At 62.8% G+C, this 12,257-nt stretch carries 13 protein-coding genes; 2 read left to right on the top strand and 11 right to left on the bottom strand.

The window, feature by feature from the left end:
- The first annotated feature begins 3 nt into the window (after window positions 1-3).
- A complete protein-coding gene (gene pufC / locus ROS217_RS18185) occupies window positions 4-1,098 on the top strand; it encodes a photosynthetic reaction center cytochrome PufC (protein WP_009819264.1) in 1,095 nt (364 codons plus the stop codon).
- 87 nt (window positions 1,099-1,185) lie between these two features.
- Entirely contained in the window at window positions 1,186-3,114 is a 1,929-nt protein-coding gene (gene dxs / locus ROS217_RS18180; RefSeq protein WP_040651692.1) for a 1-deoxy-D-xylulose-5-phosphate synthase, read from the top strand.
- A 2-nt stretch (window positions 3,115-3,116) separates the two neighbouring features.
- Here dxs and ROS217_RS18175 read toward each other — a convergent pair whose 3' ends face one another.
- The 11 genes from ROS217_RS18175 to bchL form a co-directional block, all read right to left on the bottom strand.
- Window positions 3,117-3,548: a c-type cytochrome gene (locus ROS217_RS18175; RefSeq protein WP_009819262.1), complete on the bottom strand. Its 432-nt coding sequence runs from the start codon at window positions 3,546-3,548 to the stop codon at window positions 3,117-3,119.
- 126 nt (window positions 3,549-3,674) lie between these two features.
- The gene (gene hemA / locus ROS217_RS18170) at window positions 3,675-4,889 is read right to left on the bottom strand and encodes a 5-aminolevulinate synthase (RefSeq protein ID WP_009819261.1); all 1,215 of its coding nucleotides are present in this window, start codon (window positions 4,887-4,889) and stop codon (window positions 3,675-3,677) included.
- Entirely contained in the window at window positions 4,879-5,691 is an 813-nt protein-coding gene (puhE, locus tag ROS217_RS18165) for a putative photosynthetic complex assembly protein PuhE (protein ID WP_009819260.1), read from the bottom strand. Before puhE ends, hemA begins: the two co-directional genes overlap by 11 nt.
- Before the next feature lie 43 nt (window positions 5,692-5,734).
- Window positions 5,735-6,859, bottom strand: coding sequence for a magnesium-protoporphyrin IX monomethyl ester (oxidative) cyclase (gene acsF / locus ROS217_RS18160; RefSeq protein WP_009819259.1), 1,125 nt, complete (start codon window positions 6,857-6,859; stop codon window positions 5,735-5,737).
- Window positions 6,856-7,152: a hypothetical protein gene (locus tag ROS217_RS18155; RefSeq protein WP_009819258.1), complete on the bottom strand. Its 297-nt coding sequence runs from the start codon at window positions 7,150-7,152 to the stop codon at window positions 6,856-6,858. Before ROS217_RS18155 ends, acsF begins: the two co-directional genes overlap by 4 nt.
- 15 nt (window positions 7,153-7,167) lie before the next feature.
- Window positions 7,168-7,635: a photosynthetic complex assembly protein PuhC gene (puhC, locus tag ROS217_RS18150; protein WP_009819257.1), complete on the bottom strand. Its 468-nt coding sequence runs from the start codon at window positions 7,633-7,635 to the stop codon at window positions 7,168-7,170.
- A gap of 15 nt (window positions 7,636-7,650) precedes the next feature.
- Window positions 7,651-8,283 carry a photosynthetic complex putative assembly protein PuhB gene (gene puhB / locus ROS217_RS18145; protein ID WP_009819256.1) on the bottom strand — a complete coding sequence of 211 codons (633 nt, stop codon included), beginning with the start codon at window positions 8,281-8,283 and terminating at the stop codon, window positions 7,651-7,653.
- 11 nt (window positions 8,284-8,294) lie between these two features.
- Window positions 8,295-9,068, bottom strand: coding sequence for a photosynthetic reaction center subunit H (gene puhA / locus ROS217_RS18140; RefSeq protein ID WP_009819255.1), 774 nt, complete (start codon window positions 9,066-9,068; stop codon window positions 8,295-8,297).
- A gap of 27 nt (window positions 9,069-9,095) precedes the next feature.
- Complete coding sequence (locus ROS217_RS18135; protein ID WP_040650737.1) at window positions 9,096-10,538, bottom strand: PucC family protein; 1,443 nt, start codon at window positions 10,536-10,538, stop codon at window positions 9,096-9,098.
- Window positions 10,535-11,257 (bottom strand): magnesium protoporphyrin IX methyltransferase, encoded by a 723-nt coding sequence (gene bchM, locus ROS217_RS18130; RefSeq protein WP_009819253.1) that lies wholly within the window; start codon window positions 11,255-11,257, stop codon window positions 10,535-10,537. Before bchM ends, ROS217_RS18135 begins: the two co-directional genes overlap by 4 nt.
- Window positions 11,257-12,153: a ferredoxin:protochlorophyllide reductase (ATP-dependent) iron-sulfur ATP-binding protein gene (gene bchL, locus ROS217_RS18125; protein WP_040650735.1), complete on the bottom strand. Its 897-nt coding sequence runs from the start codon at window positions 12,151-12,153 to the stop codon at window positions 11,257-11,259. Before bchL ends, bchM begins: the two co-directional genes overlap by 1 nt.
- Window positions 12,154-12,257: the final 104 nt, after the last annotated feature.

Here is a 12,257-nt window from a genome sequence, read left to right as displayed (position 1 = left end):
GCCATGTTTCCCAAATGGTTTGACAAATGGAACCGTGACAATCCGACCAATATCTTTGGTCCGGCGGTGGCCATCGGAACAGTGGGCGGCGCGGTGTTTGTGGCAGCCCTCTTGGTGACATGGGGCCAGCCCTATGCCACCGAGAGCCTGCAGACCGGCCCGCGCGGCACCGGCATGTCGGTGCCCGAGTTCAAGCTGGATCTGGCCAAGCCCGATCCCTCGATCGAGAGTTTCCTTGCCTCGACGTCGGCCCCGGTGGTGCCGCAGGGCGGTGAGCAGACAGCGGGCGAGGCGCGTGAAAACGTACCGCCGGGACTCGAAGATTTGACGGTCGAGAACTATGACCGCCTGCTTGCGGCGATGCGCGTCTGGACCGGGATTCCCGATCTCTTCGAGGATCCGGCCAATTACCAGACGGCTGTTGGCCATGTGATGATCGGCATGACCCAAAACCTCAACGAGGAATGGTCAGGCCACGTCAATGCCAACAAACAGGTGGGTGTGACCTGTTACACCTGTCACCGTGGTCAGCCGGTGCCGTCCGATGTCTGGTTCAAGATCAACCCGGTGAACGAGAGCACCGAAGGCTGGTCCGCCAATCAGAACCGGGTGACGGTGCAGTCGCAATATACCTCGCTGCCCTCGGATGCGCTCGAGAAATACCTGCTCGATGGCGAGAGCATCAAGGTGCATGACTTGGAATCGCGCGTGGCCGGTGTTCCGGGCACCGATGACTATCCCGGCATCCAACAGGCAGAGCGGACCTTTGCGCTGATGAACTATGTCAGCAACTCGCTCGGGGTGAACTGTGTCTTTTGCCACAACAGCCGCGCCTTTTACGACGGGTCTCAGGTGACGCCGCAATGGGGCACAGAGATTTTGGGCATCGAGATGGTGTTGGAGTTGAACAATACCTATCTCGTGCCGCTCGAAGGTCTCTTGCCCGAAGAGCGCCTGGGCCCGATCTATGCAGACGCGCCCAAGGCCGCCTGCAAGACCTGCCACAAGGGCTATCAGCAGCCCCTGCAGGGCACCAATGTGATCGGCAACTGGCCGGAACTCGCCACCACCAGCGGCGCGCCGGATTACAGCAACTGATGCTGCACGGGGGCGCTTGATGCGCCCCCGTTGCCCCTTGCCGCCCCTCGCGCGGGTGGCATCAGCGCCACCGGGGAGGAGGCCGCCATGACCCAAGACAGACCCAACACACCGCTTCTGGACCGCGTTGCCGGACCATCGGATCTGCGACAGATGCCCGATGAGAAACTGGCCCTGCTTGCGGATGAACTGCGCGCCGAGGTGATTTCCGCTGTCTCGGAAACCGGCGGGCATCTCGGGTCATCGCTTGGCGTGGTCGAATTGGCGGTGGCCATTCATGCGGTCTTCAACACACCGATCGACAAACTCGTCTGGGACGTGGGCCATCAATGCTACCCGCACAAGATCCTGACCGGGCGGCGTGACCGCATCCGCACCCTGCGGCAAAAGGATGGGCTCTCGGGATTCACCAAACGCTCGGAATCCATCTACGATCCCTTTGGGGCGGCCCATTCCTCGACCTCGATCAGTGCCGCATTGGGATTTGCCGTGGCCCGCGACATGGGACAGGCCACAGGCGACGCCATCGCGGTGATCGGTGACGGCTCGATCAGCGCGGGCATGGCCTATGAGGCGCTGAACAATGCGGGGGCCGAGGGCCGCCGCCTCTTCGTCATTCTCAACGACAATGAAATGAGCATCGCGCCGCCGGTGGGAGCCATGTCGTCCTATCTCAGCCGCATGTATGCCAGCGAGCCTTTGGCGCGCATGGCCTCGCTCGCCGAAGGGTTCGAGGCCGCCTTGCCCGCGCCCCTGCGCGAGAGCGCCAAGCGCGCGCGCCAATTGGTGACGGGGCTGACCGGCTCCGGCACGCTGTTCGAGGAACTAGGCTTTCAATATGTCGGCCCCATCGATGGGCATGACATGGGGCAGCTTCTCTCGGTCCTGCGCGCCGCGCGCACGCGGGCGACCGGGCCGGTCCTTATTCACTGCTGCACCGTTAAGGGCAAGGGCTATGCCCCGGCCGAAGGGGCCGCCGACCGCGGGCATGGCGTGTCAAAATTCGACCCCGCCACCGGCGCACAGGCCAAATCAAAACCCGGCGCTCCCTCTTATACGGGCGTCTTCGGGCAGGCTCTGACGGATGAGGCGGCGCGCGATGATCGCATCGTGGCCGTGACCGCCGCGATGCCCGATGGCACGGGCCTCACCAAGATGGCCGAGCGGTTTCCGGCGCGGGTGTTCGACGTGGGCATTGCCGAACAGCATGCCGTGACCTTTGCCGCCGGCATGGCGGCCTCGGGGCTCAAACCCTTCTGCGCGATTTACTCGACCTTCCTGCAACGCGCCTATGATCAGGTGGTGCATGACGTGGCCCTTCAGGGGCTCCCCGTCCGCTTTGCCATCGACCGCGCCGGGTTGGTCGGGGCCGATGGCGCGACCCACGCGGGGGCGTTCGATATCGGCTACCTCGGAAATCTGCCCGGCATGACCCTGATGGCCGCCGCAGACGAGGCCGAGCTTGTGCATATGGTCGCCACGGCGGCCGCCCATGATGCCGGCCCCATCGCATTCCGCTACCCGCGCGGCTCCGGCACCGGCGTGGCCCTGCCGGAACGCGGCAAACCCCTTGCCATCGGCAAGGGTCGCATCATCGAGGAGGGCACAGATGTGGCGATCCTCAGCTTTGGCGCGCATCTCTTTGAATGTCAGGTCGCGGCCGACATGGTCGCCGATGACGGGATCTCCGTGACCGTGGCCGATGCCCGCTTTGCCAAGCCGCTCGACACGGATCTCTTGATGCAACTCGTCAGCCACCACCGCGCGCTCATCACCGTCGAGCAGGGGGCGATGGGCGGCTTTGGCAGCATGGTGATGCACGAATTGGCCCGGCGCGGCGCCTTTGACAAGGGTCTCATCCTGCGCACCCTCTGCCTGCCCGACCGGTTCATTGATCAGGCCAACCCCGAGGATATGTATGTCGATGCCGGTCTCTCGGCCCCGCAGATCGCTGACATGATCCGTGCATCCCTCGCGGGTCGCGCAGAGGTGGTGCCGCTGCGTCAGGTGCGCTGATTTCAGAACCCGCCGGGCCGCGTCACGGTCTGGAGATAGGCCCAGACATCGCGCGCCTTTTGCACGTCGCGCAATTGATAGGCCATCTTGCCGCGCGCATTGGCATCATCAAGGTAATTGCGCAGATAGGCCGTGGCGTCGCGCACATAGACCACGAAATCTTCCTCGTTCCAGCGCAGGCCGGATTTGCCCGCTGCGATCATCGAGGTCGAATAGTGGAATCCCGGCACGCTGCCCGCATGCCGCCCGATCACACCATAGAGATTGGGACCGGTTCGCCCGCCCCGCACCACCGGCGTTTCGGTCTCGTCGATGATCGAATGACAGGCACGGCAGTCCTTGAACAGCGCCTTGCCGCGCGCCACATCCCCGGCGAAGGCCGGTCCGGCGAGACCGACAAAACCGAGTACAAAAATCGCGTACAGATTGTACACTGTGTATCCCTCTCGCCTCTGCGCGCCCCCTCAATAGGTGGGCGGCAGACCGGCTGAGTCAATCAGTGTAGGGCTCGGATCACGCGCTTGTCAGCCCGCGTGCGCAGCCTGTGTGAGGTGGCGGTGTCAGGCCACCGCATGCGCCAGGGCGCATTGCTTCCACAGCACGGTCAGCGCCCGGACCAGATGATCTATATCGGCATCCGAATGCAGCGGTCCGGGGGTAAAACGTAACCTTTCCGTGCCTTTAGGCACAGTGGGATAGTTGATGGGCTGTACATAGATCCCGTAGTCGCGCATCAGGATATCGGCCAGCATCCGGCATTTGACCGGGTCCTTGATCATCACCGGGATGATATGGCTCGCGTTGTCCAGATGCGGAATCCCCACCCGGTCCAGCAAGGACCGCAGCCGCGCCACCTGCGCCCGCTGCGCCTGCCGTTCGTCCTGCGACACCTTGAGATGCCGAATACTCGCCGTCGCCGCCGCCGCCACAGCAGGGGGCAGGGCCGTGGTAAAGATAAATCCACTCGCAAAGGACCGAATGAAATCGCACATCGCCGCCGAGCCGGTGACATAGCCGCCCATGCAGCCATAGGCCTTGCCCAGCGTTCCCTCGATCAGCGTGATCCGATGCGCAAGACCTCGTTCCTCTGACACACCGCCGCCGCGCGGGCCGTAGAGACCCACGGCATGCACCTCGTCGAGATAGGTCATCGCGCCATGTTTCTCTGCAACTTCAACGATTTCCGCCATCGGGCTGATGTCGCCATCCATCGAATAGACGCTCTCGAATGCCACGATCTTGGGCGCATTGGCGGGCAGGGCGGCCAGCTTGCGGTCCAGATCCTCGGGGTCGTTATGCCGCCAGATCACCTTTTTGGCGCGGCTGTGACGGATGCCTTCGATCATGCTGGCATGGTTCAACTCATCCGAGAGGATCACGGCATCCGGCAGCCGCGCGCCCAAGGTCGAGAGCGCGGCCCAGTTCGACACATAGCCCGAGGTGAACAGAAGCGCCGCGTCCTTGCCATGAAGATCGGCCAGCTCGCGCTCCAGCACCAGATGATGATGCGCCGTGCCGGAAATATTGCGCGTGCCGCCAGCACCGGTGCCGCAGGCGTCGATCGCGTCCTTCATCGCCTGTCGCACAATGGGATGCTGTCCCATGCCGAGATAGTCATTGGAACACCAGACCGTGACCTCTCCAGGCGCATCCGCGTCATGGCTCTTGGCCTTGGGAAAAGCACCGCATTGCCGCTCCAGTTCCGCGAAAATGCGATAGTTGCCTTCCTTTTTCAGCGCGTCCAACTGCGCCGTGAACATGGCATCAAAATCCATGATGTCCCTCCGGTCTTGATTTTTCAGATGTTGGTTTGGGCGCGGGCAGCATCCAGCGCCAGAGTTTCGCATCCGGCAATGGCAGCACCATCAACCAGTGTTCGAGCAGAGCCAGCGCGGTAATTGCCGCCAAAAGCGCAAATCCCACAGCCGCTTCGGGTGTCGACGCGGACCAAAGCCGCTCCAGCCAGCAAGCCACGGCAAAGCTGAGCGCCGAGATCGTGAGCGGAAAGAACCAGCCCACCGGGGCCACGCGGAAATGGCTGGCCAGATGTGCCAGCTGCGCGGGGAGGAATTCGGTATTGATCTTGGGCACGCCGAAATAGAGGTTCAGCTTGGCGCTGATGCGGGCGAAATAGAGGATCGTAAACGTCCACAAACCGACGGTATTGACCGCACCGGCGGCATAGAACCAGAGCAGGATCAGAACGCCGGTGAGCAGCATCTCGTGATAGGCGACTGTGCCCCAGGCGCGGATGAAGCGTTCCCACCCGACCACATGCGGCGGGCAGGGGCGTGTGTTGGGTCCGGTAATCGCGCCGGTGAGAAAGCTCATCTCGATCCAGCCCCAGATCGCCAGTGCAGCAAGGAATGCGCCGCAGGCCGCCCCGGTGCCGGTCAAGCCTAAACTGGCCTCATAGCCCCAGATGCCAAGACCCAGCACAGGAAGGGCCAGAACCACCGCGCGGCGGCCTGCCCTGTCCCCTTTGCGCTCGCACAGGCGCACCACCAAGAGGATCGCCCCGGTGGCGAACCACCAGACAAAAAGCGCCAAGAGGGCTGCGATCCAGGGGCTTTGCACGGCTTAGTCCTTCATCTTGCCAAATCTATCCAAATACATTGCTTCAGTAGGCCGGAACCATCCGGGGCGACGCAGGCAGCGCGTGTTTCTTGGCCGGGATCGTGTAGAGCCCGACAAAGGCCGCCGCCGCCCGCATCTGCGCGCCGAATGACCGCAAGCGTCCGCCAAACCCGCCTTGTGCCCGCGCGTCCGCGAGGTCGGCATTGGCCTTTTGCAGCCGCACCAGCCCCGCTTGCCAGCGTGGATTTTCGATATCAAGGGTGATCGGAAAAATCTGCTTGCTGATGTCCGATGTCTTGGTGAACACCTCATGCGCGTACCAATCGGGATCAACCCCGAGCGCGTTGTGAAAGGCAGGCCGCTGATGGTCGCGCACATACATGGTGGCGTAGACCGCCGTCAGGAAAAACTTGATCCACAGCACGTTCTTGCCGCTGGTCAGCTTGGGGTCGGTCTTCATCAACAGGGCAAAGGCCTCACCATGGCTGAACTCGTCGTTGCACCATTCCTGAAACCATTTGAAGATCGGGTGAAACCGATGCTCGGGATGCGCCTCGAGATGCCGAAAGATCGTGATATAGCGGGCATAGCCGATCTTTTCGCTGAGATAGGTGGCGTAATAGATGAACTTGGGCCGGAAATAGGTGTATTTCTTTTGCTGCGTCAGGAACCCGAGGTTCACCGCAACGCCCGCTTCGCGCAGCGCGTCATTGATAAAGCCCGCATGCCGCGCCTCGTCGCGCGCCATGAGTTGAAAGAGCTGGGTGATGTCCTTGTTATTGCCGCGCCGCTTCATTTCCTTGTAGAGCACGCAGCCAGAGAATTCGGCGGTGCAGCTTGAGACCAGAAAATCAATGAACTCTTTCTTCAGCTTCGGCTCCATCCCCTCCCAATCGACATGGTCCCAGTCTTCGTTCTTCTTGAAATGGCCCCTGTTGGGATCCGCCTCCATCTGGTCGATGAGCTTGTCCCAGTCCTCGCGCACCGAGGACACGTCGACCGCGTCAAGCTCGTCGAAGTCGGTGGTGTAAAAGCGCGGCGTGAGCAGGGTGTTCTGCATCGCGAGGTCCGTGGCGGCCTTGCTGTCGAATTTCGCATTCGCCTCTTGGATGGCGAGACCCTCTTCGACGGTGGTGGCGTCGGCGGAATGTTTGACGGCGATATTCATAGCGTCACCTCGTCGGAGAATGAGAATTCACAAAGTTCCATCACCTCGAAATCCCCCGTCCACCGTGTCCAGAGGCGCTCGAGCGCGCTGGCGCGGATGATGGTGGCCTCGCGGTCCTCGCTCACGACCATGCCGTAGGGGGCCATGATCTCGGGGCCATGAACCTTGACGCTGTCGCCGGGATAGACGGTGGTGCCGTTGTTAAAGCGCACATGCGCGTGCAGGCTGTCGAAACAGTGGCTGATCTCGACCGTGCAGGGCGCGCGTTCAAACTCGCGTGTCAGAAGTCCCATCGTGGTGTTCCTTTCCTAGCGGGTCAAAAGTTTGGTGAAAGCCATCGAATTGGTTTGGCCAAACCCCATCAGATCCGCACCCCATCCGGTCGAGGGGTCATGGATCGAGAGGCGGCCATCCTTGCGGGCGATGATTGTGACGGGGCCGGTGAGGTCCACGCCATGCTTGGCGCGCTCGCGGTCAAGAACGCGGGCGACACCGGCGATAAATCCACCCTCTTCGGGCGAGAGATTGGCAATCAGGGTGCCATTGGCATCCAGAACCGTCGCCGCCCCGCTCATGTCGCCGCTCAGAAAGACATGGCGTTCCAGCACGATTTCACTGTCGGGCGGGGTCGCCACCAGCGGCGCATCGGTGAGGCGCGCGTAGGTGACCAGCGCCAGCACCGCCAGCACCAGCCCCAGCATCGCGCGGATCATCATGCGCGGCACGAGGTCGCGATCTGGCGGAGCTTTATACCGTGGGGCGCTTGTATCGGTCATGTCATCGGCTCCTGTCTATTCCGCCGCCATGGCAGACGCGGGCGCGCTGCGCATGATCTTGGGCGTGGCAATGCGGGTCTCTGCCGCTTCGGCCAGCATCTGTGCAACTTTGGCGGCCTCGGGAATACAGCGCAGCGCAGGCTGGGTGCGGCGCATCACCCAAGGGCGCACATGCGGCCAGCAGACCAGATAGCTCAGCTGGGTTTCACCCATCAGATCCAGCGCGATAGTGCCGGTGCCGCCACGCCCGAGCTTCAAATCTGCGCGCCCGACCTGCGTATAGGGCAGGTTGAGCGTGACCGTCAGCGCCGCCCCGATCCGCATCGCAACGCGGCGGTTGGTGATCGTATAAACCGTGGCGCGCGCTTGAATGTAGCCGACCAACATCAGCATCAGGCACACCACCACGCCCATAATCAAGAGCGGCGAGGCGGCGGCAAAGGCCCCGATGAGCGGCATCTGATCCATCAGGGTCACGAACCGCCAAACCGCGAGCACGACGAAATAGCCCGCAACCCACGGCAGGCTGAGCGACTCAACGCTCAGGTGCCACCAGTCGGGTCGACCTTGCCAGAGAATACGCTCGCCTTCAGGCGGTGTCTCTGGCAGGCCCTTTACGGGTTCAAAGGCGAAATCGTCGTGGCTCATGGCTTCGGTCCTTATCCCAGCAGCGGCTCTTGCCGCGCTTCACTGGCGTAGAGTGTCCCACCGCCGTAATAGGCGCTGATCTTGTCTTCTTCGAGCAAGGTCACCTGACGCGGCGATGCGTGGTGCGGCACGCCCGCGAAATGCTTGCCAAAAATCGAGCGAATATTGACGCGGTCGGATTTGATCCGGGCAAAGGTCATCGGCACCAGTCGCTTGCCGTCACCAAACGGGCCCGCCAGATCAATCTCGAGATAGCGCACCAGTTGCTCGGGCTCGTCGATCCACATGTCGCTGATCTTGCCCACGATCTCTCCATCCCCTGCGACCACGGGAAATCCGCGCGGATCACGACCGGCGGCGACGACGAAATGCTCGGTCGCAGCCATTGGCACGATCTTGGGGTGGCCGTGGCCATCCAGTTCCGGCACATCGCGGCGCGGTGCCCAAGAGGCGGGACCAACACCGTCAACCATCGGATCGCCGGTGGGCGCAAACGGAAACCCGTTGCCCGCCGCGGTCTTTTCCAGCGCCAGATCGGTGCGCTCGGGGTTCTGCCCCGACGGCACCGTCAATTCGCCCCGGCCATGCGGCAGTTTAAACGTCTTGTCGCCGGGCAACGGGAACAGCCCTTGATTGGCCGACGGCCTGCCATCGTCATCCTCCAGCGGATAGCCTTCCCGCATGTTCTCGCGCTGAATGTAAAAGATCAGCAGTGCGAAAAACCCATAGAAAAGCCAAAGTGAGAGGCTCGCGAGATCGAAATTTCCAAAGAACGGCTCGGTCATGTCAGACTCCTTTCGAGCGAACGCAGGTCATGTGGGGAAATCGGCCAGCCCGATGCGGCCGCCCCAGGATTGTGTTGTGCTGCCGGATTGCTTGAACCGCACCAGCGGTCCCAAAACGGCCAAGGTAATGAAAAGCAGGGCAATTTCCCCGTGATAGACCACCGAATAGCCGGTGGCTGCTGTGCTCAGCGCCTCGCCCATCTGCCCGGATAGGGCCAGATGATTGACCGCGTCGCGCACGCCGCCGCCAATGGCAATCGAGAGCCCCGCCGCCGTGGCCTGCGCTGCCCCCCAAGCACCAAGTGCGAGACCGTGCCCGGCCATGCCGCCCGCAGCCAGCGCCATGGCGGCGGTCAGCGTGGATACCGCAAAGAGCCCGCCGCCCAGACCAATGAGACCAGCCCCGGCAAAAAACAGCGCAGGCGCCTGCATCGGCGCGGCAAAGATCACGGTGGAAAAGGCGACAATCCCGATCAAGAGGCCGGTGCCTGCCATCCGATAGGTATTGGCCCCCCGCAAGAGCGCGCGCCCCGCAAGCGCAAATCCCAGGAGCGCGCCGATCGCCCAAACGGCGGTCAGCATCGTCGTGGATGACACCGAAAGCCCCAGGACTTCACCGCCATAGGGCTCCAGCAGCACATCCTGCATATTGAAGGCCATCGTTCCGAGGAACACCACCGCCAGCAAACGCCCCGCCGTGCCCCCGGCCATCAGGTCGGCCCAGGCGGCACGGAATTCGGGGCGTGGGGCCTCGCGTTCGGCGCGGCTCATCGGGTTCAACTTTTCCTGTTTCCAGAGCGCCACGAGGTTGAGCAGGATACCTGCCAATGCCGCCCCCTGCACCACGCGGATCAGCGTGAAAGGCGCAAAATCCCGAAGCAGCCAGCCGATCACGATGGCCGAAATCGCCATCCCCAAAAGGAACATGACGTAGAGCAGCGCGACGACGCGCGGCCGCGTCTCATCGGTGGCACGGTCACTGGCCAGCGCCAGACCGGCGGTCTGTGTCATATGAAGGCCAAGGCCGGTCATCAGAAAGGCCAGCGCCGCCAACACTTCGCCCGCCCATGTCGGGCCGACAACCTGTTGGCCCGACAGGACCAACAACGAAAAGGGCATGACGGCCAGTCCACCCATCTGCCAGAGCGACCCAAACCAGAGATATGGAATACGCTTCCACCCCAGCGCCGAGCGGTGTGTGTCGGACCGAAACCCCATCAGCGCCCGGAACGGTGCGATCAGCACCGGCAGCGCGATCATCGTCGCAACCACGAGGGCCGGCACCGAAAGCTCCACGATCATCACCCGGTTGAGCGTTCCCAAAAGCAGCACCGTCGCCATCCCCACCGACACCTGAAAGAGCGACAGGCGCAGAAGTTGCCCAAGCGGCAGACCCTCGCTTGCCGCATCGGCAAACGGCAGCCAGCGTGTGGTCAGCGCCATAAGGGGGGAGGGGCGGCGCGTGCTCATCCCAGCACCTCCATGCCCTGAGAGATATAAAAGCCCGATGTCACCCGCTCCAGCGGTTTCAAACTGCATGTGCTGCCCGCATAACGCAGAGCCCGCAGCAGCCGCGCCGACGACTGCGGCACCATGCTGGGCGAGCGGTCGGCGCGGGGAAAGAGCTTGCCCATGCGCCACATCGTCATCAAGAGCGGCGTGCGCGGCGCCACGGTAAAGATCACCGTGCTTTCGGTCCGCGCCGCCAAGGCATCAAGCGCGCGCGCCAGATCGGCCTCGGTGTAATAGATCAGGCTGTCCATCGCCATGACATGATCGAACATGCCAAGCGCCGGATCGAGCATGTCGCCCGCGTGAAAGCTGACATGCGGGACCAGACTCTCCGGCAACCGCCGCCGCGCGAGGTCGATGATGGCGGGCGAGATATCGACCGCCATCACCTCGGCGCCGCGCGCCGCCAGTTCCGCCGTCATCTGCCCCGCCCCACACCCCGCATCGAGCACCCGCAGACCACGCATGTCCTGCGGCAGGCGCGCCAGCATCTGCGCGCGCATCGCGTCGCGACCGATCCGCACCGTCTGGCGGATTTTTGACACCGGCGCATCCGACGTCAGTCGCTCCCAGACCTGGGTCGCGGTGCGGTCGAAATAGGTCTCGACCCGGTCACGCGTCTGCGCCCAACCGTCCTGAGGGGCACCAAGGGCCGGAGGCGAGCTAAAGTCACGCATCAATCGAACCCCAGCAATTCAAAGATGTCCCGGTCTTCCATCGGCGCGGGGGCCAACGGATCGGTGCCATTCCACAGATGCTGCGCAAGGCCGGTGTAGATGTCGCGCACCATCTGCACCTCGTCATCCAGCTCCATCTCGAACAGCGTCTTTTTCTTGAGGCGCGAGCGGCGGATGGCGTCGATGTCGGGCATATGCGCAATGCGGTTGAACCCCACCACGTCGCAATAGCGGTCCACCTCGTCCGTATCCTTGGACCGATTTGCAACACAGCCCGCCAGCCGCACCTTGTAGTTGGCGGATTTGGCCTGCACGGCGGCAATGATCCGGTTCATCGCATAGATGCTGTCGAAATCATTGGCGGTGACGATCAGCGCCCGGTCGGCGTGCTGCAACGGTGCCGCAAAGCCACCGCAGACCACATCGCCCAGCACGTCAAAGATCACCACATCGGCATCATCGAGCATGTGATGCTGCTTGAGTAGCTTGACCGTCTGTCCGACCACATAGCCGCCACAGCCGGTGCCCGCAGGGGGGCCGCCCGCCTCGACACATTTCACGCCGCCCCAGCCGATCGTCACAAAATCCTCGGGCCGCAATTCCTCGGCATGGAAATCGACGCTCTTGAGGATATCAATCACCGTGGGTTGCAACTGACCCGTCAGGGTAAAGGTGCTGTCATGCTTGGGGTCGCACCCGATCTGCAACACCCGTTTGCCCATGGCGGCAAAGGCCGCCGAGAGATTGGACGAGGTGGTCGATTTGCCGATCCCGCCCTTGCCATAGACCGAGAACACCTTGGCGCCTTCGATTTTCATATCGGCGTCCTGATGCACCTGCACCGATCCCTCGCCGTCCTGTCCCCTCAAGCTGGGAATGTCGTCGCGCGGGCTCATGTTGTCCTCCAATCGGCTTGCGCCGTGATGTTGTGTTTCATCGTTCCCGAAATACTCCGGGGGTGTGGGGGCTGGCCCCCACGCCGGCACTCGTCACATGTGCA

This window comes from Roseovarius sp. 217 (assembly GCF_000152845.1).
Classification (GTDB): domain Bacteria; phylum Pseudomonadota; class Alphaproteobacteria; order Rhodobacterales; family Rhodobacteraceae; genus Roseovarius.
This window is presented reverse-complemented; position numbering and strand designations above follow the sequence as displayed.